This window comes from Hahella sp. NBU794, from assembly GCF_050749805.1.
GTDB lineage: Bacteria > Pseudomonadota > Gammaproteobacteria > Pseudomonadales > Oleiphilaceae > Hahella.
The window spans coordinates 6,782,700-6,808,413 of the sequence record NZ_CP192738.1; the positions used below are offsets into that span (position 1 = coordinate 6,782,700).

A 25,714-nucleotide genomic window follows, 5' to 3' on the forward strand; every position below is an offset into this window, starting at 1 on the left:
TGCTCTGGGTCGAAATCTTATCTTTTACAGACGTTTGATCTCTTCCTGGATTTTTTCCAGTCGCTTCTCATTGGACGGATGCGAACTCAGAAAGCTGGACTCGCCGCCGACTTTTTTCTGCAACGTTTCGATGGAGCGCTTCATTGCATAGGGATCTTTGCCCAGTCTGTGCAGTGATTTCACGGAATATGCGTCGGCTTCCAGTTCGTCCGCCTGAGAAAAACGCGCATTCACTGCCGCGTATGCGATTTGTCCCAATTGCGATTGGGTCAGCTCGCCTACTGTGCCGCCAGCTGAAACAACCGCCTGAAATGCTGCGTCCGTCAGCATTTTCTCACGCATCTGCTTGTAGCTGTGCTTGAGTTTGACGTGGCCAATCTCATGCTGCATGACCGCCAGAACCTGATCGTCAGGCATCACGTCCATCAGTCCGGAGTAGACCCGCACGGTGCCGTCCGCCATGGCGAAGGCGTTGATCTGATCCGACAAATAAACCTTGTAGTTCAGCGTCAGCCCGTCCGCATTTTTCAGATTGCGGGTAATGGCGTCCAAACGCTTGGCGTATTTGCTGCTGGACGGAGCCACTTTATTTTCTTTATCCATCTTGTCCGCCGCCTGTTGGGACACGGACACCACTTGATCTTCCGTGAGGGTGGTGGCCTGCAGCACACCGGCGCCCAGCGTCAATGCGGAGTCGGTGTAGGCGCCGCTATTGGCGCAACCGGACACCAGGCCCAGGCTCAAAATAGGGGCGGCGACTAAAGGCAATAGATGTTTTCGCAACATTCTCAGGCTTCCTCAGCTATAGTTGAACGAACCCGCCCACAAGCAGGTCCAGATTAAATCATTCAGTCTGATTATCTATTCGGGCGCTAGCGCGACCATTAGAAATTATGCGGACGCCGCTGGCAACCATCCTATAAGCGCCGTCCGCAGGTTACAGCTGCTACTTTGTTTATTCCACAACCGTCAACGTCACTCCCAAGCCGGCGGAGAACTCCTGCAAAGCAGTCAGCTTATCCTGCGACAACTCAGCGCTGAGCATGACATGCTCGGCATATTCCGCAGCCACATTGCGGGCGCCATGTTGATCCAGCCATAAACGCAATACCTGCTCATGGCGGAAGTCACAGCTCAAGCTGATGCTGGCCAGAGTTTCGCGAAGCTGTACCGGCAGTTCCACCATCGCCTGCTGGGCCGCGCCGGAATAGGCTCTCACCAATCCGCCCGCTCCCAGCTTGACGCCGCCAAAGTAGCGAATAACAATCACCATGACATCGCCGACGCCCTTGTGTTGCAGCACGTTCAATATCGGCTTTCCCGCCGTGCCGCTGGGTTCGCCATCATCAGACATCGCCGCGCTCTGTGCGGATTTCGGGTTGCCTAACAGATAGGCCCAGCAATGATGTCCGGCGTCGGGGTAGTCCTGCTTCGCCTGGGCCAGCATCGTCATCGCCGCCTCGCGGCTGTCCGCATATCCAGCGCGAGTGATGAAGCGGCTTTTTTTCACTTCAGAGACAGTTTCCACAGCCGCCGCCGGGGCAAAATAAGACATCAGTCCTCACTCTTGGTATTCCAGTTCAACGCAACATTCAGGTAAGCGACAGGCCTCCGTCCACCACCAAAGTATGGCCGACCACATAACTTGCACTTTCAGAGGCCAGCCAGACAATGGCCTCCGCCACTTCTTCAGGATCGGCGAAGCGGCCAATAGGCGCCGATGAGGCAGCTTGCTCCTGTTGTGGATTATGGCCGTCTTGCAACCGCGAGGTCCAGCGCGGGGTGCGGGTGGCGCCGGGAGCGACCGAATTGATGCGCACGCCCCGCGTAATATACGACAGCGCCAGAGAACGGGTCAGACTCTCCAGCCCCTGACCAGCGGCGGCGTTGAATGGGTCCGGTTGCAGGCGGAAGCGATTGGCGGAGCTGACATTGACGATGGCGCCGCCGCGCGACATGAGTTCAAGCTCATACTTGAGACATAGCGCCGGCGCCCAGAGTTCGTTTTCCAACGGCCCGCGCAATTGCTCTTCCGACATATCAGTAATGGCGCTCGTGGAGCCGGTTCCCGAGGCGGCATTGTTCACCGCCATATCCAATGCGCCATAGCGACTCTCGATGTATCCGAACAGGCGGCGCAGGGAGCGGCGATCCGTCAGGTCGCAGGCGTAAAAATCCACCGCATCCAGATCTGGATGCGCGGCCTTCGCCTCTTCCCAGTTGGCGTCGTTTCTACCGCAGGTAACCACGCAATCCCCCTGACGCAACAGTTTCTTCACCACGGCCAGTCCGATACCCTTACTACCTCCGGTTACTAACGCAATCCGAGCATTGTCTTTATCCATGAGATCATTCCTTTGCTGAGTAATAACGAACATCAAGACGCCATCGCGGCGCTGCAGGCTGCGATGAAAGAACTTTGGCACGCGTCCTATGCAGAACTGCTGCAGCGCGCCGGAAGCCACAGTGAAACGACTTTCATGTCGGCTGCCGGAAACCGCTATCTGATAATGATTGATATAGCGCGCCCCAATCAACTGGAATGCGCCGTAGAAGTCAGTGGATGTCTGGCGAAGATACAAGATGGCGTCGCGGTTAAAAGCCGTATCGGGGCCAGCTTTTACGTCACGCCGGATGATCTCAAAGTCGGTGACTATCTGGTCGCCAGCGCGCAGTAGAGCGTCGTTTGCCGGCGTTTTTCCTGCAATATTTCAATGCGGGAAAAGCCCGCCAGACGCAACAGCGCCATGACACTGTCTTCAGAGCAAAGCGCAAAACCATGTCGTGCGAGCGGCTGCCCGTCGGGCGGATTCTCCGAACAAAACCCCAGCGCCAAAGTTCCGCCATTGGTCAGTACGCGAAACACCTCGCGAATATTCTCTTCCGGGTCCGGCCAGAGATGCAGCGTATTGGCGCTGCACACTTTGGTGAAAGCCGCATCATCAAAGGGAATGCTTTCAACGGAGGCGTTCACCAGCGTCACCCGGCCGGAGGAAATGAGTTTATGATTATTACGTGTCGCCCGGGACACCATGGCCGTCGACGTATCAACGCCCGCTACCCCGCCGTTGGTGGTGATATGCGCCATTTCGCGAATCAGTTTGCCGGCGCCGAAGCCGATTTCCAGCACGCGGTCGGAAGGTTCCAGACACATGGCCTGTTTCATGAACTGATTCAGCTCGTTATGAGCGTTACTCATCCAACTGGCGAGCATTCTGCCTAATGATCCCTGCGAGTCCCTTAAGCGGCGCGCAACAAAAGCGTCGAAACTCATTGCCTCTCCTTGTGAACGATTGACGCTGGCGTAACTCCGCGTCAGGGATATTCCAGGTTGCCTAGACAGCGTATTGTTTGGCATGCTGATTCGCACGCTCAGTGCCCTTCTCCAATATTGAAGTACGTTTTTTATGAAGCATATCGTGGTAATTACAGGCGCCGGAATCAGCGCCGAAAGCGGCATTCAAACTTATCGCGGCGAGGACGGTCTGTGGCGCGAGACCGACTATAACGAGGTCGCCTCGCTGACAGGATGGCGCAAAGATCGCGAGAAAGTGCTGACCTACTGGAACGCGCAACGCCGCATCATGGCCGCCGCTCAGCCCAACGCCGCGCACTACGCCCTGAGCCGGCTGGAGGAGTGTTATCTGGTGTCCATCATCACCCAGAATGTGGATAACCTGCATGAGCGCGCTGGCTCCAGTCAGGTGCTGCATATCCATGGCGAGTTGATGAAAAGCCGCAGTTCAGTGAACCCTAAACTGGTTTATCAGCACGGCGATCGGGACATTAACATTGGCGATAAATGTGAAAAAGGCAGCCAGTTACGACCAGACGTAGTCTGGTTTGGCGAGCCGGTGCCTTTGTTCTCCCAGGCGCAGAAAATCGTCCACAGCGCCGATATCATGCTGGTGGTGGGAACGTCTCTGGAGGTGTATCCCGCCGCTTATCTGGTGGAGAAGCGCATGCGCGGCGTCCCTATGTATATCGTTGATCCTAACGCCAATCCAGAGGCGCACGACGCAGTGGTGGTAAATGAACCCGCCACCCAGGGTGTCGTCACCCTGGTCGAACAGCTACTCGAACAGGCCTGAGCCCCCTATTTTCCTTGATATCTTTGTGGTTCAGGCCCTCCTAATCTCTCCATTTTGACCTATATCAGAGCCGCATCGGACTTGCCACGTACAATACGCCGCTTTCTTGTCAGGTTGTCTTATTTTTAACCGAGGCGGCCGGCGCCGAATGGCTATGGAGGGAATATGAGCCAAAAAGCAATGAAGTTGTATGATAAAAACGGGCATGTCTGCCTGTTCCTGACCGGTCTGGTCGAAGGGGAAGCGATTCCCAGCAATCAATTGGTCATCGTTGATCATGGTGAAGCCGCGCTCTTTGACCCCGGCGGCGAACTGACCTACACGCCGCTTTCCATCGAACTGTCCAAACACATTTCCATCAAGTCCTCCCTGCGTTATGTCTTCGCCTCGCATCAGGACCCGGACATCATCACTTCCTTGCCGCGCTGGCTGATGCACACCGACTGTCAGGTAGTGACCTCACGCCTGTGGGCGCGATTCCTGCCGCATCTGGTGTCGGAGTTCGTCTCCGGAAAAATGAATAAGTCTCTCAGCCACCGCATGGTGGAGTTGCCGGACGATGGCGCTCAGATCCCCTTGGGCAAATCCCAGATCCGCGCGGTGCCTGCGCACTTTCTGCATTCAGTGGGTAACTTCCACTTCTACGACCCGATCAGCAAAATTCTGTTCTCCGGGGACGTCGGCGCCGCCATGACTCCAGGCTGGGATCATGAACCCGTGCAGGATATGGCCAAGCATATCCCGTTAATGGAAGGTTTCCATAAGCGCTATATGGCTTCCAACAAAGCCTGTCAGGCATGGGTGAACCAAGTACGCAAACTGGATGTGGAAATGATGCTGCCGCAACACGGCAAGCCGTTTTTCGGCAAAGACAAAATCGGCCAGTTCCTGTCCTGGTTCGAAGACCTGAAGTGCGGGGTCGACCTAATGTAGACGGCCCCGCGCCGACCGGCTATTTAAGCCAGGAAAAAGACCGCGCCAGAAATTCAGAGCCATGGCCGATCACACATTCGCCATGGGCAATGATAATGTTGTCGGGTCGCCACGCCTGCATTTTGCGCAGCGCGGCCCTGGCTTTAGACCTGCCGAATATAAAAGTGAGGCGCCAGTCTATGGGCGTCTTGCCATGAGGCGCGATAATCCCCGTCAGCAGAGCGACCCAGCGTCGCCACCCATGGAAGTGGTCCACACGGAAGTTTTCGATCAAATCCCCGAGGATCAGAGTGCGGCTGCTGCGGTGAAAGAAAACCGCTTCTTTCATGGCGAAACTGCCGCGAAACAAAGTCTGGTCCACATCCTTTTCCCACCCTGGCTCCGGGTTCTCGCCCAGTAAACCGTCAAAAGAAATATCCTTACGCTTTTCCTGCAAGCCTGGAGTGCCGTAGCAGGCGGCGTCGGGGAAATGCGCCATCCACTGAGGCAAAAACAAATGATGAAGTTTATTCGGCGTCACCAGATATTTGACCGGGCCCAACTCGGCGACTTCCCGGGCCAAATTCTCATCGTAACGCGTGGGAGAGTGAACAAGAATATCGCCGTTGGACAAACGCACTACCGTCATACGGGTGGTATACGCCAACCCCAGATAAGGCACCGCTTCACCGTTGTAGATCCAAAGGTTTTCCGCCATTGAGATGAGACTCATGCTTTCCTCCTTGTATGAGTGTTCAAACACTATCCAGACTTATCCTAAGCCACACCCTAACCCAAGCGCCAAAAAATTTTGTGGGCATAGCCCACTCATCAACCACATCTGACGAGCGAGCCATACTTGAAAGCGACTTGAACCTAATTACACCGCTTTACGAAAACGTCTCGCGCCAGCGAATCCCGCCAGGCCGATGGTCATTAGAACCAGGGTGTAGGGTTCGGGTGCTCTAATGACTTTGATACTATAAGTTTCCATCCCGTCAACCACCCGGCTTTTCGAGATCCACTCCAGATAGGGACCGATATCCGGCAGCTCAAAGTGGCTGAACATACCACTGATGTTACTCGCGCTAAACAGTGAGAACTCGTCATTCACTTCCGGTTTGAAAGTTTCCCAGAGGTCGATTTTAAGAATACCGTCCAGTCTCGCCTCACCTTCAACATTGACCATAAAGTCGCCAATTGAGCCCCAATCCCCCAACGTCAACTGCAAGGTGGCGCTCTCCTCCTGCCAATAGTCGCCTTTGATGGTCAGAGTTCCACCGTTTTCTCCCGTAGCGACAACGCCGCCGTCATTGTTCCATACAATTGTAGAGTATTCTCCAGGAACGTCTCCCGCTCTGATCACTCCAGAGCCTTGGACCTTGCCGCCTTCCGTTTGCATAATATTCACGTCGACATCGCTGTCTTCCATCACCAGTGCGCCACCAGATCTGACAATTAACTCTCTGCTTGAGAGACTTGCTCCGTTTTTAACCGTTGTCGTTCCATCAATGAAGAAATAACTTCCTTCATCAAACTTAGAACCTGCTTCGATGGTCAAACTCTTACCAATTTTGATATAGCTACCCGTCATGGTTGCGCCATTTTGAATGATCAGGTCTCCACCAAAATAAGCTGTATCCCAAATGTCCATTGAAGAGTTCTTTCCATCTATCACTACTTTTCCATAGTAGCCGCCAAGTTCCGCAGAGACCCTGGCGCCGTTAGTTATACTAATAGTCCCTTCTTCCGTCAGATTCATATACTGTGCGCTCAGGCTTGAGTTATTCCCATCCATAAGCACTTTTCCATTAAGTTCCGCCTCCTCTGCAGACAACCAAGAACCACCATTAACTTCGATCACGCCTTCTCTTAAATACAGATCTTCATTCAGCCCCATGAAGGCCTCGTCGTTAAGCGCTAACCTGCCGTCCACATGAGTAGAGTATCCGGAAATATGCGTCTTATTTTTCAGCTCCAGCGACCCTTCGCCTCCTCCGCTATCCGTGTCTGAAAAGCCGACATAATATTTCATCCCTAAAAAAGCGCTTCTTCCTGTTTCCATTCCATCAAGAACAAGGCTGCCTTTAGAACCGCTCTCACTTCCTACCAGTATTCTTATCTCTTCGTCAGTGTCGTCTCTATCCCGATTGAGTACACCATTCTTCAGTGTTAAATGTCCGCCTGAATGGCTGTTTACAGAAATACCATCTTGCATTTCCAGGTTATGACCATCGAGGTCAATAACAACCTCATCGCTCTTCACTGAAACGCCCTGAACATTTACGTCCTCAGACAGTGACGCGGTATAAGCGCTGTCTGCACCCGTATTGAACGAAGCTGAGTCCGATGCGCTGGGAGCCGTCCCTCCCACCCAATTTGCATCATTATTAAAATCACCGCCGCCTGTATTGTTCCAGTCAATGACCGTTGCCTGCGCAACGGACGCGCAGCTTACAAACACTAATGAAGTTAAAATTCCCAGACCTTGAGTTGTCTTCACTGTTACACCCCTTGTGTATTAGTTCATTTATATGGCGCAGACTCGTTAGCAAGGTGCGGACCAGAATATTTTCATATTTAAAATCAACAATATATAACTTATAAAATCTTCAACAAGACAAACATGTAAAATATTTTGACCATATAAATCAATAACTTACAAGAACACTTAACTATTAAGAATACTTGTACTATCAATATATATGTGACAGCAAATCTCATTTTTATAAAGATGACTTACCATATACAAGAAAAGACAATTAGGTGATAATTTGTTTTATAAATAAACAAATAAAGTTCAGATACGTATAGATTAAGGCCGATTAAAAGAAGGGAACGTAAAAACCCGCACTTTGCAATTTAACAAAGTACGGGCCAAACATATCAATAGACAGAACTGGGCTTACGCCGCTTTACGAAAACGTCTCGCGCCAGCGAATCCCGCCAGGCCAATGGTCATCAATACGATGGTGTAAGGCTCTGGCACGCCTTTGACGACCTTCAGGCTAAACGTCTCCATGCCCGCCACCATGTCGCTTCCCCAGTCCCAACCTAAGCCAGGAGACAGTTTCGGCAACACAAAATCGCTGAACATACCGTTGATGTTTTCCGCTTTGATCAGCGTGAATACGTCATTCAGCTTGGGTTTAAACGTATCCCAAAGATCAATTTTCAGAATGCCGTCCAGATCAGCGTCTCCGTTGATATTCAGCTTGTAGTCGCCAATCGCATCCCAATCGCCCAAGGCCAACTCCAGCGTGCTGCCATGCTCCTGCGTATAGTTTCCATCAATATTCAAAGAAGAACCGTTTGCTCCCGTCGCGACGGTTCCTTCATATGTATTTTGGACATTACCGGTAATGTCGCCATTCCCTTGTATTTTACCGCCTTCGGTCATCACTCTTTGCGCGGCGACCTTACCTTCATCCAACAGCAATACGCCTCCTGGTATTGCTGAGATAGCATCTGCGGATTTAAGAAGGCCTCCATTAGTGACAGTCGCGTTTCCTCCTATATCCATAAGATATGTCCAGTTTTCATACTCTGTACCCACCCCATCAATAATCAGATTACCGCCGACTGCAGTGTCAGCGCCACTTCCTGTCGCTCCGTTTTGAAAAGTCAGGACTCCTCCAATTCCAGCGATTTCAGAGAAATTTAAGCTAGAACCTTCGCCACTCACCAACACTTCGCCATCCAGAGAGCCATATGACATGTGAAACTGCGAGCCCTCTGAAACATCGAGTGAAGCGCCACTTTCCAGGAAAAAGTCATTCGCCAAGGAAAAGGTTGAGCCGCCGGTGATTGATACATCACTGTGCGATCCAACAAAGGCAGATTGCCCCAAAACATCCGAACCATTCTTAATCTGCAAAGCGCCCTTTCCAACTGTCCAACGAGAATGGCCAATGTGAAACAGCATCCTTCCCGCCATCCCATAACCGCCGAAATCCACATTGTCGATAACAAACGTTCCTTCTGTGTCAACCTGACTGCCAACTGAGATAGAGACTAATCCACCTTCATAACCTTGTTCTTTATTAAAAGCTCCATCTCGCATTACGAGCTTCCCGGCTTTAGCTCCGCCTACCGTTATACCTCTAGCTGTATCCAGGTTATGCCCACTCAAATTAATCACGACGTCGTCATTTATTACTGACACATCATTAACACTGGCGTCCTGCGATAAGGATGCGCTATACGAACCGGCAACATCCGTATTGAATGATGCTGTATCTGCAGCGCCTGGCGCCGAGCCTCCCGCCCAGTTTGCTCCATTGTTAAAATCACCGCCGCTTACATTGCTCCAGTCAATCACCGCCGCCTGGGAGACGGAAGCACAGCTTACAAATACTAATGAAGTTAAAATTCCTAGACCTTGAGTAGTCTTCATTGTTACACCCCTTGTGTAATAGTTCGTTTTTAGGCGGAGCCGTTTTAGCAAGGTATGAGCCAAAAATATTTTCTGCATTAAATTCAGTTACTTAAAATTATTTCCATAAAATTCGTCACGTTTCGTGTAAAATATTTTGACCATATAAATCAACAACTTACAAGAACGCTTTCTTGTTCAGAAAACTTGTATTTTGCATCCATGTACAGCGCTCACACTGAGGCCATGAAACGTTGAGGTTATAAATTGTAAGGTCAGAAACGACGATTAATATCGACAGGAGTTAGCAGGCGAGGTGCGCAGTAAATGGTCACAGAATGTCAGGAGTAGGAAGGTAAGTCCCGTACTTTGCGATATCACAAAGTACGGGCGGAATATCTCAATAAGCAGGACTGGGCTTACGCCGCTTTACGAAAACGTCTCGCGCCAGCGAATCCCGCCAGGCCAATGGTCATCAATACGATGGTGTAAGGCTCTGGCACGCCTTTGACGACCTTCAGGCTAAACGTCTCCATGCCCGCCACCATGTCGCTTCCCCAGTCCCAACCTAAGCCAGGAGACAGTTTCGGCAACACAAAATCGCTGAACATACCGTTGATGTTTTCCGCTTTGATCAGCGTGAACACATCATTCAGCTGGGGTTTAAACGTATCCCAAAGATCAATCTTCAGAATGCCGTCCAGATCAGCCTCACCGGTGATATTCAGCTTGTAGTCGCCAATCGCATCCCAATCGCCCAGGGTCAGCTCCAACGTGCCGCCATGCTCCTGCGTATAGTTTCCATCAATATTCAAAGAAGAACCGTTTGCTCCCGTCGCGACGGTTCCTTTATCCGTGTTCTTAACTTTACCAGTAATATCTCCAGCGCCCTGAATACGGCCAGCGAATTCAGTCATTAAAGACGAGGCTTCAATTTGAGCGTTGTCTAAATTCATAACGCCAGTAACCGTAATCAGATCACTGGACACAAGGCTCCCGCTATTACTGACGACAACATTACCGCCCAAATCCATAGAACCTATAGCCCTAATTTCAGTTCCAGCGCCATCTACAGTAAAGCGCCCTCCCGTAGAGATACGGCCGCCCGAACCCGTAGCGCCATTTTGAAAGGTGGTCTCTCCATTAAAATCTCCGAACTCGCCTACACTGAGATCTGAGCCTCTTCCATCCACCAGCGTTTTTCCGGATATATAAGCGCCGGAAGACCCTAGCCCAGCACCGCCTGTAATCTCCAGAACGCCATCAAGGTCCAACTCGCCAGCCAGGCCCATACTAGAGCCTTCCGAAAGGATCAATTTGCCCCCGATATAAGCAGACTGCCCGGTGACGCCAGACTTATTCTTCAGCTCTAACACCCCTTCTCTGGTCCCACCCGATGCAGGAGGATAACCCACGTAAAGCTGCATCCTTGAGCCCATTCCTCTCCCGCCGAAATCAACGCCATCCAACACAAGTCTGCTTTCGGAGGCTGAGGCGCTATCTACCATGATTTCCACCAGGTCTCCGAATTCATCACCGTTCTGATTAAAGGAGCCATTCCTCAGCGTTAACGTAGCGCCTTTGTCGCCGCTGACAGATATTCCTGTCATCGTTTCCAAATTCCGGCCATTCAAATCGATCACGACGTCGTCATTTTTTACTGACACATTATCGACATCAGTATCCTGCGATAAGGATGCAGTATACGAACCGGCAACATCCGTATTGAATGATGCTGTATCTGCAGTGCTCGGCGCTGAGCCTCCCGCCCAGTTTGCTCCATTGTTAAAATCACCGCCGCTGACATTGCTCCAGTCAATCACCGCCGCCTGGGAGGCGGAAGCACAGCTTACAAATACTAATGAAGTTAAAATTCCTAGACCTTGAGTAGTCTTCATTGTTACACCCCTTGTGTAATAGTTCGTTTTTAGGCGGAGCCGTTTTAGCAAGGTATGAGCCAAAAATATTTTATGTATTAAATTCAGGCACTTAAAATTATTTCCATAAAATTCGTCACGTTTCATGTAAAATATTTTGACTATATAAATCAACAACTTACAAGAATACTTCCTTATTCAGAAAACTTGTATTTTGCCCCCATGCACAGCGGCTCACACTGAGGCCATGAAACGTTGAGGTTATGAACTGTAAGGTCAGAAACGACAATTAATATCGACAGGAGTTAGCGGGCGAGGTGTGCAGCAAATGATAACAGACTGTCAGGAGCAGGAAGGTAAGTCCCGTACTTTGCGGTATCACAAAGTACGGGCGGAATATCTCAATAAACAGGAATGGGCTTACGCCGCTTTACGAAAACGTCTCGCGCCAGCGAATCCAGCCAGACCGATGGTCATCAACACAATGGTGTAGGGCTCAGGTACGCTTTTCACAACTTTCAGACTGAAAGTCTCCAAGCCTGCAACCATCACGCTACCCCAATCCCAGGCTAAACCAGAAGCCAGACTCGGCAATACGAAGTCACTGAACATCCCATTGATGTTTTCCGCTTTGATCAGCGTGAATACGTCATTCAGCTCAGGCTTGAAGGTGTCCCAAAGATCGATCTTTAGAATGCCCTCCAGATTCGCGTCGCCAGAAATATTCAGCTTATAGTCGCCAATCGCATCCCAACCACCCAGAGTCAACGCCAGGGTGCTTGAGCTGTCTTGCGAAAAGTTACCAGTAATAGTTAACGCGTCGCCATTCTCGCCCGTCGCCACCGTTCCACGGTTAGTATTGCTTACGTTGCCCTTTATTTCTCCGGAGCCTTCAATCTTGCCGCCTTCTGTTAATACTGCTTCTGCGCTTACTTTCCCGTCATTCAAGGACAGCACGCCACTGGGAAGCGCAGAAATAGCGTAATCTGAACTCAAACTTGCTCCGTGGCTAACAGTAAGCCTGCCATTGACATCCACATTCCCCATGGCGGAGAAGTCAGAGCCTGCGCCGTCAATGGTCATGCGGTTGCCTACAGCTATATTTCCCCCGCTACCGGTTGCGCCGTTCTGATAAGTGATGTCCCCATCCATGTGACCATATTCGCCGACATTGAGGCTGGAGTGTTCTCCATCTACCAGAACTTTTCCCGCCAGACTTGCGCCAGATGAGCTAACGCCGGTGCCTTCAGAAATTTTCAGATATCCACCGCTCTCCATGATCAACTCGTTCGCCAAGCTTAAACCGGAGCCGCCCGAGATTAGTACTTTACCTTTATCTCCGATAAAGGCAGTTTGCCCCAGAGCCTGAGAGCCATTCTTGAGCTCCAGCGTCCCCTCTCCGCCACCAAATCCAGACTGAGACTGGCCAATGTAATATTGCATCCTGCCGTAGATTTCAGGATTACCAAATTCAACGCCATCAAGCACCAAATCGCCTTTTGAGCCAGCTTCGCTGCCTACAAGCACCTTGATCAAATCGCCACTATCGTCAGCTTTCTGATTATACTTGCCGCCACGCAGGGTCAGGCGTCCGCCCTCTGCCCCGCCAACTGAGATTCCAGAGGTGGTTTCCAGATTGTGGCCATTAAGCTCTATAGTAACGTTATCGTTATTCACAGATAGGCTCTGGGCGTCGGCGTCCTCTGTAAATGTAGTGGTATAGGAGCTAGAAGCGCTTGAATCAAACAATGCTTCGTCAGTATTTCCTGGCGCGACCCCACCAGACCAGTTAGCGCCATCGCTATAGTTTCCGCCGCCTACATTGTTCCAGTTAATTACCGCCGCTTGGGATAGAGAAGCGCAGGTAACAAACACTAATGAAGAAAAAATACGCAGACCTTGAGTAGTCTTCACTATTACACCCCTTGTGCCACAGTTTATTTACATAACGAGCCTCTAATTGGCAAGTAGGGGACCAGATATGAAATTAGTTATTAAAATCATAAAGTTATATTGTTAAAATTAGTTAACTCATTGATTTTATGTAAAAATAGCTGACTCAATAAAATCAATGAGTTACAAGAAAACTACCCCAATAACCTTGGCCCCAAAAAAGTCTTATTTCTAAAGAAATAGGTCTAAGGAGCCTCTGAGAAACAACTTCGATATCTGTTTCAAATTAGGTGCATGCAAGCGACCGCCCGTGAATATGAGCTATTCACCAGAGGAATAAAAAGCGCGGTAAACGAATGGGAAAACTCTCCCCCAGCCTTTAACCAGGGGACAATTTCCAGTTCAGGAAGGAGCTGTTTAAGAGTTATTTGCGAAAGCGTCTGACGCCAGCCATTCCAGCCAGACTTAACGTCATCAACACCAATACGTATGGCTCAGGAACAGGCTTGCCTGATGCGTTGGAAACGATTCTTAAGCCAAAGGAGTTCACACCGGAGTAGGAGCGGCGATATCCCCAATCCCAATGCATGCCGAACCCTAAATCGGGCAGCACAAAATCACTGAACATACCGTTTATTTTGTCAGCATTGATCAGAGTGAAGAAATCATGGATGCTTGGTTTAAACTCATCCCACAAATTGATTTGAAGTACCCCATCCAAGTTCGCCACGCCGTCTATATTCAGCTCGTAGCCGCCAAGCGTACTCCAGTCTCCCAAGGTAATTTCCAGCTTGCTTGACTCATCTTGAGTATAATCGCCTTCCACTCGCATAGAGCCGCCAAACTCGCCCGTCGAGACAACGCCACCGCGAGTATTATTAAGGCTGCCCTTAATCTCACCAGACCCACTTAGTTCGCCTCCGTTCAGGTCAAGTGAGGCAGTAGTGATTTTACCTTCTCCCAAGGTGATGCGACTTTCACGGGATAAGTTCAAATTGTCAGCGATCAATTCACCGTGATTTCTAACCTCCAGTTTGCCGACATCGCTTACCCCCTCAGAGGTGAATGAACTCCCAGCGCCATCAATAGTCACATCCCCCAGACTAACGCCCCATCCCTGACCCTTGCCGCCGTTTTGAAATTTCGCCGTACCCAGAGAGCCATTAGGACCCATTTCAAAGGAGGAGCCTTCTCCGTCCACGAGGACTTTTGTATTTGCAACAGATGCGCCCGTCGCAGTCACTCTTGACCCTTCTTTGATGGTGATTCGACCGCCGTTTCCATATAACTCATTCGCCAACGACAGACTTGAGCCGCCAGACAAAGACAGTTCGCCATTCTTGCCAATCATTGCAGACTGACCCACAGCGGATGTGCCATTTTCCAGCCTGAGCGCGCCAGCGCCACTAGTTCCTATCTCATACTGTAAGGAGCCTTGATTCGTAAAGTTGTCGCCAAAGCTGACGTTGTCAAAGACTAACGAGCTATCTGATATATTGTCGTTGCCTACTGCGATTATTTTAGGAGGTCCGCTATCTCCCACCGTCTCATTGAACTTACCATTTTTGATTGTGAGCTGGCTTTTTACGGTGACGCCTCGTTCAGCATCCAGATTGTTTCCATCCAGATCTACTGTGGCCCGCCCCACATCGGCCGACAATTCACCAACGCTCGCATTATCAGAGAGCTCAGCATGGCTGCCGTCCGTTGTAAACTGCGCCGTATCTGTGACGCCGGGCGTCACGCCGCCAGACCAATTTGCGGCATTGTTAAAGTCGCTCCCCTCAGCCCCATTCCACTCGATTAAGGCCGCTTGCGAGGTTGAAGCGCACGCCACAAGTACAATGGAAGAAAATAGTAAGGAATTATTAGAAGTCTTCACTTTTACACCCCCTGTGTGAAAGTTCATAAAAAAAATAGCTCTCGAAAATGAGCCGTTAGCAAACTTGTGTTTGCCTTTATAAATCACAAAATTAATAAAAAGCAACATCCATAATCAAAAAAACCATGTAAAATCAAATGGCTTATAACTTATGCATGAATACTTGCCGGTTTTGTAAATTCTACAAATTGTCCTCCTTTTTAAATACAACATTAAATCTCATAACAATAGTTTCATGACGTATTAACTATTAAATGCATAATACTTGCCCCCTTTTCAAAATCATCAAGGCGACACACTATGATGATTCCAGTTATATCGACTAAATAGAGGCTATCCATGCACTTACCCAAAGGCATCTACCAGCATTACAAAGGACCCCGCTATCAGTTATTGGAGGTGGCGCGGCATTCGGAGACGGAGGAGTGGTTTGTGGTGTATCGCGCGTTGTACGGCGACTATGGCGTGTGGGTGCGGCCGTTAGCGATGTTTAATGAAACCATCGAGAAAGACGGGGTCAAAGTAAAACGTTTCGCCTATGTGGGCCCGGTGGACGCTGACTCAGAGCGCCCGCAGCAGTAGCCATAATCCCGCTACGCCGGTCATAATCAGGGCGATGCGGTTAAACCATTGTTGTGGAATCCAGACCAGAAAACGGCGTCCGGCGTAGGCGCCGAGCAACACCAGCGGAACTGTCGCCAGATAGCTCAGCAGGTAATAATCCTTGAGCACGCCCAGATAGGCGTAGACCGGAACCTTGGTCAGATTGACCGTTAAAAAGAACACCGCCGCCGTACCGATAAAACCGTTCTTATCGATTTTCAGCAGTAAAAAATACAGGGTGAGTATGGGACCGGCGGCATTGCCGATGGTCGTGGCGACACCCGCCATGATCCCCGAGGAATAGCGCACGGCGTTCAGCCGCCGCATCGCCCAGGCGGTGATATAAGGCCGCAGGGGCTCCATCGCCACCAGAATCAGAATCAAGGCGCCGATGACAGGCCCCAGGCTCTCGTTGTCCAGAAAATGCAACGCCAGAGCGCCAAGCCCAATGCCGATAAAGATGGACGGCAGCATCTTGCCCAGCTCACTCCAATGCGCCTGTCGCCAATATAGGCTGACAGCCACCACATCTCCCGCCAGCAGATACAGCAAGGTGATTCCCAGGGCGTCTTTGGGAGGAAACACCAACGCCATGGCGGCGGAAATCAGACCGCCCAACGCCGGTACGCCCGCTTTGACGAAGCCAGTGAATATCGCCACGGCTGCGAGAAAAGCCAATATTGAGGGATCTAGAAGCGTCATAGAAAAGAGACTGTCCGACAGGCTGCGGCAAGCGTCGAATTATTCGCTGAAGTCGAATGGTTTTCCATTGCACTTTCCGCCATGCTGACGTCTGAATGAATTAAGAAGCAGATGTTATCCATATGCGTTGTATTGTCCATTGCAAAGCGCGCCTTTTCCTGTTCGCCGCCATGACGTTCTGCTCTGCGTTGACGCAGGCCGATGGCGATTTTTCTCAACGCCTGTCCACCGCGGCGCTTGAGCGAACCAACCATCAGGTCGTGTATGACGGCCGCTACCGCTCAATTCCCTACCCCAACGGCGACGTGCCTGCGAACACCGGCGTCTGCACTGATGTGGTGATACGCGCCTACCGTCAATTAGGCGTGGATCTGCAAAAAGAAGTGCATGAGGACATGAGTCAGTATTTCTCGCTGTATCCGAAAATCTGGGGACTGCAGAAACCGGACGCCAACATCGATCACCGCCGCGTTCCCAATTTACAGACCTACTTTTCCCGTCACGGCCAATCGCTGCCCGTCACCGACAAGGCGGAGGATTATCAGCCTGGCGATCTGGTGACCTGGATGCTGCCGGGCAATCTGCCTCACATCGGCATCGTCGTGGATAAAAAACACTGGCTCAGCAGCCGCCCGATGATCGTGCACAACATTGGACGCGGTCCCAAACTGGAGGACATGCTGTTCGACTATCCCATCACCGGGCATTATCGCTACGAAACGCCCTGATCCTCCATGGAGAAGGCCAACAGCCACCAGGCGGCGTGGGGCAGCCATTGCTCGCTCCAGCGCCAACTGTGCAGGGGGTCGTCCGTCTCCATCATGGCGACGTCCATTTCATCATGCAGGCTGGAGGTAATGCCGTTACAAACCCCGCCTTTGGAGGCGGGATAGAGTTCGCTGTATTGCGGGTTGTCATGGCCCACGCCTTCCACCATGCAGCAATTGAACGGGTTAAGTCCCAATAGCCAATTCTGCAAATTCTGTTCGAATCCTCGCAGCTCCGCCCGCAGGCGTTCTGGAACGTCGTTCTGCCGTCGATACCAGCGGGACGCCGCCGCCAGCGAGCCGAGCCGCGCATTCTCGCCCTGCCACCAATAGCCGGATTCATTGCTGTGAGGGAAGAAAAACTGCGCCCGCGGACGTTGTTTGAGCGGTTTCACCAACTGCCGGGGATAGCCGAAAGGGTTGTCCACATCCCGGCTGATAGAGAGATAAAACTCCAGCCCACGGCGCACAAAGAACTGCAGAGGAATGTCGCTATCCATCACCTCCTGCGCTCTCAGCAAGGCGATGATGGGCAGCCCTTCATCGGAGGCGTGGAAGAAAGGCCGGTCATTGTCTTCCTCCACCCGCCACCAGCCTTCGTAGCCATGACCGCAACTCTGTTTATTGACCAGATTGCGAATGCGCGCCGTGGCGTACTGGCTGTATCGCTCCTGTCCGGTTAACTGATACAGCTCCACCGCCGCCAGCAAGGCGCAATAGTCGTCGATGATGTTTTCCTTGCCGTTATCCAGATAGGCGAGATTGTTTTCCTGCAGATGCGCGAAGGCGCGCTCAGCGATACGCCGGTAGGGTTTGTCATACACGCCAAGCGCCACGCTATACTGCGCCGCCGCGGCCAATGCGGCGATGGCCATGCCGCCGCCCTGACGCAGGCTGGCCTCCCAGCGCTCGCTCTTGTAGCCTTTCTGCGTGGCGTAGTTGCAGATATTGCGCTGCTCGGGGTCTTTGCTCCAGCGGTCAAATACAATCTGATAAAAATATCCCTCGTCCTCGTCGAACATCCGGCATAGAAAGTCCGCGCCATATAACGCCTCTTCCCCCGCCTGAGCCTGAACAGCCTTGGGCAGACGCGGCGCCGCCGACAGCAGGCTCCACACCACCAGCGGCGTCTGTTGCGGGGCCATGTAGTTGGCGTAAGAAAGATGACTCAAATATTTGCTGACATCTCCAGAAGCGTCGTACCAGCCGCCGCTGACATCGACGCGCCCGGATTTACGCTGGCCAAAGAACGGTAGGTTGCGGTCATAGTCGTCATATCGCCCCTGACACCGCACCAGCCGGAAATACTCCGTCATCAGGGGCGTCAGTCGCTGTCCGATACTCGGATCTATGTCAAACCAGTGCGAGCGCACGCGACTGCCGTCCGCCTCACAGCCATCCATTTCAAAACGATAGCGGCCCGCTTCCGTAACCTGACTGAAGTCCAAAACATAACAGTCGCCGGTATGCCAGCCCGCGGCGCGCATAGGATCTCCCAAAGCGAATCTGGCCACGATCTCGCCGTCCTCACAGATCAGTTGCGCCATCGAACCGGTTAATCGCTCCCGGCTTTGGACGATGCACCGTTTGACGGCGTCACAGGAATAACCAAGATGGTTCACGAGCAAGCTGGTCGACATAAAAGCGTTCCGAAAATGAGTTCAATAAAGATGACAACGAATGGCGTGGTTATCCGCCAGCTGGCGCAACGCAGGCATGACTTCCCTGCATTCGGCGAGGGCTTGCGGACAGCGATGGACGAAAGGACAACCTTTGGCGTCCGGCTGACGCACAGGCGCGTCCGTCTGCGCCGGGGCGGTCGAGGGATCGTCTCCCGCGCCGGGAATGGAGTTCAGCAGCAACCGGGTATAGGGGTGCTGCGGATTCTGTGTAATGGCCTCGCTATCGCCCTGCTCCACCAATGTGCCGCCGTAAAGGACGGCGATGTCGTCGGCGAAATAGCGCGCCGAAGCCAGATCATGAGTGATGAACAGAAACGCAATGCCCTGCTCCTGCTTCAGATCCAACAGCAGATTCAGAATGCCGATGCGCACCGACACATCCAGCATGGAAGTAGGTTCGTCCGCCAGAATCACTTCCGGGTTAACCGCCAGCGCTCTGGCGATGGCGACTCGTTGACGCTGACCGCCGCTCAGCTCATGAGGGCGTTTCGCGGCGGTCTCATCAGCGGGATGCAGGCCGACCCGCTCCAGCAAGATGCGGGCTTGTCGGGCGGCGTCGGCCGGGTTGTCGACAACGCCGTTGGCCAGCAGGGGCCGCTCAATCTGATAGCCGATAGATAATGCCGGATTAAGAGAGCTGAATGGGTCTTGAAAGATCATCTGCACGCTACGACGATAAGCCGCGGCCTCTTTGGATTTACGCTGCCCCAGACCGGCGCCGCGCCAATAGATATCGCCTTGCGTCGGCTGATGCAGCCCGCTCAACAGACGCGCGCAGGTGCTCTTGCCGCTGCCCGACTCGCCTACTAACGCCAGGGCCTTGCCCGGACGCAGAGACAGGCTGACCTCACGCAAGGCGCGCAAGACGGATCGGCGTCCCCATGTTCCGGTTTTAAAATCCAGGGACACATTTTCCATGCTCAGCAATGCAGATTCAGACGTCATGAGACCTCCGCGGTTTGCGTCGTCGCTACGAGCGGACGGGAAACTCTGGCGCAGGCGACGACGCGTCCTTCTGTTAAAGACGCCAACGCTTGCGTCTGGGTAAGACAGGTCGACTCCGCCTTCTCGCAACGGGGCGCAAAAGCGCAACCCGCGATCGATTCCGTCAGACGCGGCGGCGCGCCGGGAATGCCCTGCAGGCGTCTGCGAGGGCCGCGCAATGACGGAAAGGAGCGCAGCAGCGCTTGTGTATAAGGGTGCGCCGGTTGCTCTCCGACCTGCCGCGCCGTTCCGGCTTCCACCAGTCGACCGGCGTACATGACCCCGATGCGGTCGCAAAACTCCAGCATCAATCCCAGATCGTGGGAGATAAACAGCACAGAGAAGCCAAACTCCCGCTGTAATGCGGAAATCTTGCCAATGATGTCGCGCTGCACCACTACATCCAATGCCGTGGTCGGCTCATCCATGATGATCAGCCGGGGCCGCAACGCCAGCGCCATGGCGATGCAGATACGCTGCCGCATACCGCCGCTGAATTGATGGGGATAATCGTCCAGCCTGCCGGGATCGATGCCCACCAGGGCAAACAGTTCCCTGGTTCGGGCGCGCGCTTGATCCTCATTCACGCGCTGGTGGGCGCGAATGGCGTCGCACACCTGTTCCGACACCCGAATCACCGGATTCAAGGCGTTCATGGCGCTCTGCAGAACAACGCTGGTCTGCGCCCAGCGAAACGCCCGCAGCCGTTTTGCGTCCATGCGCAACACGTCCGCCCCCTCGAACAGCACTTCACCATCAGAGACGAAGCCCGGCATGCGAATCAATCTGGCGATAGCGAAAGCAGTGGTGCTCTTGCCGCAACCGGATTCCCCCGCCAGACCGAATACTTCCCCCGCACGGATATCGAAGCTGATCTCGTCCACGGCGCGGGCGACGCCGGCGTCCGTCAGGTAATCCACACACAGATTGCGAATGCTCAGTAAAACGTCAGTCATTGACAGGCAATCCTTTCTTGCGCAGGTAGGCGATGACCGCTTTTTCCCCGTGCCGCTTGCGCAGCAACGGGTTGGCGATTTCATCCACTGTGAAGTTGATCAATACCAGCGCCGCGCCGGTGAGCATGATGGCGAAGCAGGCGGGCAGAATTTCCCACCAGGCGCCAACTTGCAGCGCCGAATTCTGCTGCCCCCAAAACAGAATGGTTCCCCAGGTCACCGCGCTGGGATCGCCCAGGCCGATGAACTCCAGACCCGCCTCCGCCAGAATGGCGTAGATAGTGGTCAACACAAAGCCGCTCACCACCAGAGACAGCATGTTGGGCAGGATATGCGCGGCCAGAATGCGCCACCAGGGCTCATTCAGCAGTTGGGCGGCCAAGATGAAGTCTTTATGACGGATTTGCAAGGTCTGCGCCCGGATAATGCGGGCGGTCCAGCCCCAGCCGGTGGCGGCCAGCACCAATCCAATCACCATGGGGCTGGCGCTGTCGACAAAGCTGGCGATCACGATAATCAGCGGCAGTGCGGGAATCACCAGCGCCACGTTGACGATGAAGCTGATGACGTCATCCAGACGGCCGCCAAAATAACCCGCGCACATCCCGACGAATACGCCGATCAGCGTCGCCAGCGCCCCGGCCAGCAACCCCACTGTCAGACTGGATTGAGCGCCATACAGCAATTGCGCGAACACATCCTTGCCCATGCGCGTAGTTCCCAGCCAATGGTCGCCGTCCGGCGGTAAGTGCGGCATGGCGCTCATACGATCCGGGGGAAACTCCGTCAACCAGGGCGCACCCAAAGCCGCCACCGTCAACAACAGTAGAATCAGCAGACCCGCGACGCCGCGCTTATCCGCCAGAAACACCCGCAGAGGCGCCGGCGCCCGACGGAGCAGCCCACCCGTTTGTAGGTTGTCCAGGCCCAGTTCGACCTGTAGATCATGCAGTTTCACGCTAATTCGCTCCTGTCGCGCAACCGGGGGTCCAGCAGCAGATTCAGCAGATCCGCAATCAGGTTCGCCAACAACACGGTGAATGTCAGCAACAACAGTTGTCCCTGAATGAAGGCGTAGTCTCTTTTCTCAATCGCCGCGAGGGTGAACTTGCCCAGTCCGGGATAGTTGAACACCACCTCCGTGATCAAGGCGCCTCCCAGCACAAAGCCGAAGGTCAGGGCCAGTGACGTGATCTGCGGCAGCATGGCGTTGCGGGCGGCGTAGCGGAACAGAATACGGCGACCGCTGAGCCCTTTGGCCCGCGCCAGGGTGATGTAATCTTCGTTGAGCAGATTGATCATGGTGTTGCGCATGCTCAGATGCCACCCGCCAATGGCGATGATCACCAAAGACGCCAGCGGCAGCACGCTGTGATACAGGACGCTGCCTATGAAGGCCATATTCCATCCCGGCTCCAGATCAATGTTGTAGGCCCGTCCCAAAGGAAACCATTCCAGTTGCAGGGCGAAACCGTACAACAGGAGCAACGCCACCACCGCCGGGGTGAAGGCGTTCAACATGACATTCACTGGCGTAAACAGCGTGTCGAAGAAGGAGCCGCGCCGCCAGGCCGCCAGCATTCCAAATAAAATGCCCACGCCAAAACTCAACAAGGTCGCAACGCCCACCAGAAACAACGTCCAGCCGGCGGCGTATAGCAGCATTTCCGAAGCAGGCTGCGGAAAATTGACGGTGGAGACGCCCAGATCGCCATGCAACAGCCGGATCACATAGGCGACGAACTGATCCCACAGACTGCCGTCAAACCCATAGGCGGCGCGCATGGCGTCCAGGCTTTGCTGCGACATGCGCCCGCGCAGGCTGACGAACAGCGTCGCCGCCGGATCGCCCGGCATCAGACGGGGAATAAAAAAGTTGAGGGTCAACGCCACCGCAAAGGCGGCGCAGTAAAACCCAAGACGGCGCAGAATAAAGCGCATCAGCACATCTCCCTGGCGGACGCTATTGTCGCGCCACTTGCGCCGCCGCTTCTTTACGCAGAGACAGGTTCAACACATGCACGCCCCGCTCCGGCACCCCCAGATGCAGCATCGGCCGCACATAGGGATTGTCCTGGGTCACCCAGCCCTGAAAGCGGGAGTCGTTGTACTGATACCAGTCCGGGTTGGCGAACAGGGTGATGACCGGCAGTTTCTCCGCCACCTGTTTGTGCACCTGCGTCAGCCATTTTTTCTGTTCGGCCCGATCCTGGGTTTGCGCAAATTTGTCCAACGCCTGATTGATCTCCGGGATAACCATGCCGTGCATGTTCTGCTCCAGCCGCCGCCCTTCCGCCAGCCCATCCGTGGCGAACATCAGACTGTAGGTTCCATGGGGCGTCGCGGAAGGTTTGGTCCACATGATGTAAACGTCGAAATCGCCCTGGGTGGTTCCCGCAAACCAGGTGCTTTCGTCCTGGGTGCTGAGATGGGCGTTGACGCCAATGTCGCGCAGGTTTTCCGACACCGTCATCATGGTGTTGACCCAATCCGACCAGCCGGAGGGCACCGCCAGTTTGAACTCAATGGGGGAGCCGTCCGGATTGTCGCGCCAGCCGTCGCCATCGCGATCAACAAATCCGCTCTCATCCAACAGGGCCTTGGCGCGCTTTGGGTTGTACTCCATCAGGTAGCGATAGGGTTGCAGGGCCTGCGCGTCGTACCAGTCCTTGTACAGTTCGCCGGTGCCGATAGGAAACTGGGTTTCCGTGGTCAGGCCGAAGGTGGCCACATCCAGAATAAAGCGGCGGTTGAGCGCCATACTGAACGCCTGGCGGAACGGCAGACTGTTGAACGGCGCTTTACGGGTGTTCAAATGCAAATTGGCGTTGGCGCCGGCGGGAAACCAGTATTTGTTATGCTTGTCGCCGTTGACGTAGGTTTTTTCCGGGTCCGACATGCCGTCTCCCAGCCAGTCGATTTTGCCGGCCCGCGCCGCCAGCATGGTCTGGTCATTGCCGGAATACTGAGGGAACTTCAGACAGTCGATGTAGGGTTTGCCGGCGTCCCAGTATTTCTCGTTCCGGCATACCTTGAACTGGGACATGCTGAAAGAACGCACTTCAGTAAAGGGTCCGGTGGCCACCGGCTCCGGGTTGGCGAAAGTCGTTGGGTCCTGCACGTCTTTCCAGATATGACGCGGCAAGGGATACATCACGCCGATATGTTCGTGCGCCAGTGCGCTGGGCTTACTCAAGTGCGCCACAAAAGTGAGGTCGTCGATCTTTTCCATGCTGACGATCAGCCCGTTGGGGTTGCTGTCTGACTGGATGTCCAGACCGACTGGAAAAGCCGGGTGGGATTTCGCCAGTTCGAAGGTAAAGACCACATCGTCAGCGCTAAAGGGCTGGCCATCCGACCACTTTACGCCTGGGCGCAGATGGTAAGTGATGGAGCGCAGGTCGTCAGCGGTCTCGAAGGAGACGGCGAGACGGGGGAAGTCCTGGCCGGGATGGGCGATGTTGTATATCCACAGGGGTTCGTAGATGAAGTCCTGGGCGTAAAAAGCGCCGACGGAGAAATTATAGGGGTTGAAGTTACGCACATGGGCGTTGGTCTGAGTCGGGGCCAGCACCAGCTCGCCGCCGTGAATCCTGTTTTGATCCGCCTCCGCCGCCTGCACCGAAGCCGTCAGCGCCAAACAAGCGATTAAAGACCGCGTTTTTATTTTTGTCGTCGCTTTCATTCGTCTTCCCATTTCCTGTTTAAGTTGAACCCCTGACGATTCAGTTCAGATCCCTCACTGAATCCCGTTCGATCAGCTTGGGCTCCAACACAACGTGCTTCTCCGCCATGGTCGGATTCTCCAAGCGTTCAATGAGCAGTTTTACCGCCGCCTCGCCCATCTCCATTACGTCCTGCCTGACAGTGGTCAGCGCGGGACACATTAGTTTGGCGTGAAAATTATCGTCATACCCCACCACCGAGATCTGCTCCGGCACGCTGGCGCCCCGCTCGCGCAGGGCTTGATATACCCCCGCCGCCATATCGTCATCGCCGGCGCAAATAGCCGTGAATCGGGCGCCGCCGTCCAGCAGCCGCAGGGTCGCCTGATAGCCGAACGTCTCCTCGTAGGGACCGGACAGAATCAGATAGTCGCGCTCGGTCAGGCCGTGCTCCGCCATAGCGCGCAGGAAGCCGTCCCGGCGCAGTCGAGCGTCCAGGTAGCTCTCCGGCCCCATCAGATGCGCGATGCGCCGGTGTCCTTTCTCCAATAAATAACGCGCCGCCAAATAGCCGCCATGCAGGTTGTCCACCCGCGCCGACCATTTGGAAATCTCCGGCAGCATGCGCCCCATGGTCACAATGGGGTAGTTGCCGGGATGTACGCCAGCCAGACGCTCCAACGGCACTTCGTTCTCCACGTATAGCAACAGTCCGTCGCAGCGGCGATCCAGCAATGAGTTGATCACGGCGACTTCCCGGTCCAGATCGCCATAGCCGCTGGTGACCACCAGATGTTTGTCGGAACCGGAGATGTAATCCTGTACGCCGCTCAGCATCTGCGCATAGAAGGGGCTGGCGAGGTTCACCACCACCACGCCGATGATGTCGGACTTGTTACTTTTCAGGCCCCGCGCGAAATGATTGGGACGGTAGCCCAGCTTGCGAATGGCGTCCTCCACCCGCTTACGCGCGGCGGGAGAAACAGACCCTTTGTTTGACACCACCCGGCTGACCGTGGACTTCGACACATGGGCCAGCTCCGATACATCGATAATTGTTGGCATGACAGGCTTCTACAGTTGGGAACGTCCCCAAAATCATGTTGCAGGGGGGTATTAGGGTCAAGGCTGCAGCGGCTTAACCAGGGCGTTATAACGCGACAGCCTGTCACCCCGAGGTAAAACCCCGCTTACGCCAGAAGCCCGCAACAATCATTCATCTTATTGAAATATTTAATATTTTTAGATGGAAAAGAGCGTTTATACCGCGACTGAAAACAAGAAAGGCGACGATTCCCAATTTGTTCCCAAATTGACAACCGTCG

The 25,714-nt window shown here is 53.6% G+C and carries 23 protein-coding genes; 5 read left to right on the forward strand and 18 right to left on the reverse strand.

All coding sequences use genetic code 11. The features are described 5' to 3' along the window. Positions 1 to 24: 24 nt before the first annotated feature. The 3 genes from ACQYWX_RS29900 to ACQYWX_RS29910 all read right to left on the reverse strand — a co-directional run bounded on the left by ACQYWX_RS29900 (position 25) and on the right by ACQYWX_RS29910 (position 2,345). Complete coding sequence (locus ACQYWX_RS29900) at positions 25 to 786, reverse strand: M48 family metallopeptidase (RefSeq protein WP_216736591.1); 762 nt, start codon at positions 784 to 786, stop codon at positions 25 to 27. A gap of 169 nt (positions 787 to 955) precedes the next feature. Beyond that, on the reverse strand, positions 956 to 1,555 hold the full coding sequence (locus ACQYWX_RS29905; RefSeq protein WP_431687347.1) for a YigZ family protein: 600 nt from the start codon (positions 1,553 to 1,555) through the stop codon (positions 956 to 958). Between the two features lie 37 nt (positions 1,556 to 1,592). Next, positions 1,593 to 2,345, reverse strand: a complete 753-nt coding sequence (locus ACQYWX_RS29910; RefSeq protein ID WP_216736593.1) for an SDR family NAD(P)-dependent oxidoreductase — start codon at positions 2,343 to 2,345, stop codon at positions 1,593 to 1,595. A gap of 12 nt (positions 2,346 to 2,357) precedes the next feature. Between ACQYWX_RS29910 and ACQYWX_RS29915 the strand changes: the two genes are divergently transcribed. Next, positions 2,358 to 2,678 (forward strand): hypothetical protein, encoded by a 321-nt coding sequence (locus ACQYWX_RS29915; protein WP_216736594.1) that lies wholly within the window; start codon positions 2,358 to 2,360, stop codon positions 2,676 to 2,678. Here ACQYWX_RS29915 and ACQYWX_RS29920 read toward each other — a convergent pair. Beyond that, complete coding sequence (locus tag ACQYWX_RS29920) at positions 2,654 to 3,274, reverse strand: class I SAM-dependent methyltransferase (RefSeq protein ID WP_431687348.1); 621 nt, start codon at positions 3,272 to 3,274, stop codon at positions 2,654 to 2,656. The two genes, ACQYWX_RS29915 and ACQYWX_RS29920, sit on opposite strands and share 25 nt — an antisense overlap. 133 nt (positions 3,275 to 3,407) lie before the next feature. On the opposite strand from ACQYWX_RS29920, the gene ACQYWX_RS29925 reads away from it, so the two are divergent. After that, positions 3,408 to 4,091 carry an SIR2 family NAD-dependent protein deacylase gene (locus tag ACQYWX_RS29925; protein ID WP_216736596.1) on the forward strand — a complete coding sequence of 228 codons (684 nt, stop codon included), beginning with the start codon at positions 3,408 to 3,410 and terminating at the stop codon, positions 4,089 to 4,091. A gap of 165 nt (positions 4,092 to 4,256) precedes the next feature. After that, the gene (locus ACQYWX_RS29930) at positions 4,257 to 5,024 is read left to right on the forward strand and encodes an MBL fold metallo-hydrolase (RefSeq protein WP_279500900.1); all 768 of its coding nucleotides are present in this window, start codon (positions 4,257 to 4,259) and stop codon (positions 5,022 to 5,024) included. A 19-nt stretch (positions 5,025 to 5,043) separates the two neighbouring features. On the opposite strand, the gene ACQYWX_RS29935 is transcribed toward ACQYWX_RS29930, so the two are convergent. The 6 genes from ACQYWX_RS29935 to ACQYWX_RS29960 form a co-directional block, all read right to left on the reverse strand. Further along, positions 5,044 to 5,736: a DUF4336 domain-containing protein gene (locus tag ACQYWX_RS29935; protein WP_279500898.1), complete on the reverse strand. Its 693-nt coding sequence runs from the start codon at positions 5,734 to 5,736 to the stop codon at positions 5,044 to 5,046. Positions 5,737 to 5,883: 147 nt separating this feature from the next. After that, complete coding sequence (locus ACQYWX_RS29940; protein ID WP_431687349.1) at positions 5,884 to 7,506, reverse strand: PEP-CTERM sorting domain-containing protein; 1,623 nt, start codon at positions 7,504 to 7,506, stop codon at positions 5,884 to 5,886. A gap of 402 nt (positions 7,507 to 7,908) precedes the next feature. After that, positions 7,909 to 9,477 carry a PEP-CTERM sorting domain-containing protein gene (locus ACQYWX_RS29945; protein WP_431687350.1) on the reverse strand — a complete coding sequence of 523 codons (1,569 nt, stop codon included), beginning with the start codon at positions 9,475 to 9,477 and terminating at the stop codon, positions 7,909 to 7,911. Positions 9,478 to 9,797: 320 nt separating this feature from the next. Then, positions 9,798 to 11,402, reverse strand: coding sequence for a PEP-CTERM sorting domain-containing protein (locus tag ACQYWX_RS29950; protein ID WP_431687351.1), 1,605 nt, complete (start codon positions 11,400 to 11,402; stop codon positions 9,798 to 9,800). 273 nt (positions 11,403 to 11,675) lie between these two features. Next, a complete protein-coding gene (locus ACQYWX_RS29955; protein WP_431687352.1) occupies positions 11,676 to 13,169 on the reverse strand; it encodes a PEP-CTERM sorting domain-containing protein in 1,494 nt (497 codons plus the stop codon). Positions 13,170 to 13,572: 403 nt separating this feature from the next. Further along, on the reverse strand, positions 13,573 to 15,138 hold the full coding sequence (locus ACQYWX_RS29960; protein ID WP_216736600.1) for a PEP-CTERM sorting domain-containing protein: 1,566 nt from the start codon (positions 15,136 to 15,138) through the stop codon (positions 13,573 to 13,575). Positions 15,139 to 15,369: 231 nt separating this feature from the next. Here ACQYWX_RS29960 and ACQYWX_RS29965 point away from each other — a divergent pair, with 231 nt between their 5' ends. Next, on the forward strand, positions 15,370 to 15,612 hold the full coding sequence (locus ACQYWX_RS29965) for a DUF1653 domain-containing protein (RefSeq protein WP_216736601.1): 243 nt from the start codon (positions 15,370 to 15,372) through the stop codon (positions 15,610 to 15,612). Here ACQYWX_RS29965 and ACQYWX_RS29970 read toward each other — a convergent pair. Beyond that, entirely contained in the window at positions 15,592 to 16,335 is a 744-nt protein-coding gene (locus ACQYWX_RS29970; RefSeq protein WP_216736602.1) for a sulfite exporter TauE/SafE family protein, read from the reverse strand. The two genes, ACQYWX_RS29965 and ACQYWX_RS29970, sit on opposite strands and share 21 nt — an antisense overlap. Before the next feature lie 122 nt (positions 16,336 to 16,457). On the opposite strand from ACQYWX_RS29970, the gene ACQYWX_RS29975 reads away from it, so the two are divergent. Further along, positions 16,458 to 17,063 (forward strand): DUF1287 domain-containing protein, encoded by a 606-nt coding sequence (locus tag ACQYWX_RS29975; RefSeq protein ID WP_253938286.1) that lies wholly within the window; start codon positions 16,458 to 16,460, stop codon positions 17,061 to 17,063. Here the strand turns inward: ACQYWX_RS29975 and ACQYWX_RS29980 are convergent. From ACQYWX_RS29980 to ACQYWX_RS30010, 7 genes are read right to left on the reverse strand one after another with little or no spacing between them, the layout of a single operon-like run. Next, positions 17,048 to 18,742, reverse strand: a complete 1,695-nt coding sequence (locus ACQYWX_RS29980) for a glycoside hydrolase family 9 protein (protein WP_431687353.1) — start codon at positions 18,740 to 18,742, stop codon at positions 17,048 to 17,050. The two genes, ACQYWX_RS29975 and ACQYWX_RS29980, sit on opposite strands and share 16 nt — an antisense overlap. A gap of 21 nt (positions 18,743 to 18,763) precedes the next feature. Continuing rightward, positions 18,764 to 19,729 carry an ABC transporter ATP-binding protein gene (locus ACQYWX_RS29985; protein WP_431687354.1) on the reverse strand — a complete coding sequence of 322 codons (966 nt, stop codon included), beginning with the start codon at positions 19,727 to 19,729 and terminating at the stop codon, positions 18,764 to 18,766. After that, positions 19,726 to 20,724 (reverse strand): ABC transporter ATP-binding protein, encoded by a 999-nt coding sequence (locus tag ACQYWX_RS29990; RefSeq protein ID WP_431687355.1) that lies wholly within the window; start codon positions 20,722 to 20,724, stop codon positions 19,726 to 19,728. Before ACQYWX_RS29990 ends, ACQYWX_RS29985 begins: the two co-directional genes overlap by 4 nt. After that, positions 20,717 to 21,682, reverse strand: coding sequence for an ABC transporter permease (locus ACQYWX_RS29995; protein ID WP_431687356.1), 966 nt, complete (start codon positions 21,680 to 21,682; stop codon positions 20,717 to 20,719). The genes ACQYWX_RS29990 and ACQYWX_RS29995 overlap by 8 nt, the downstream gene beginning before the upstream one ends. Then, a complete protein-coding gene (locus ACQYWX_RS30000; RefSeq protein WP_431687357.1) occupies positions 21,679 to 22,665 on the reverse strand; it encodes an ABC transporter permease in 987 nt (328 codons plus the stop codon). The genes ACQYWX_RS29995 and ACQYWX_RS30000 overlap by 4 nt, the downstream gene beginning before the upstream one ends. A gap of 22 nt (positions 22,666 to 22,687) precedes the next feature. Continuing rightward, positions 22,688 to 24,409, reverse strand: a complete 1,722-nt coding sequence (locus ACQYWX_RS30005) for an ABC transporter substrate-binding protein (RefSeq protein ID WP_431687358.1) — start codon at positions 24,407 to 24,409, stop codon at positions 22,688 to 22,690. 40 nt (positions 24,410 to 24,449) lie between these two features. Beyond that, positions 24,450 to 25,454 carry a LacI family DNA-binding transcriptional regulator gene (locus tag ACQYWX_RS30010; RefSeq protein WP_431687359.1) on the reverse strand — a complete coding sequence of 335 codons (1,005 nt, stop codon included), beginning with the start codon at positions 25,452 to 25,454 and terminating at the stop codon, positions 24,450 to 24,452. Between the last annotated feature and the right edge of the window lie 260 nt (positions 25,455 to 25,714).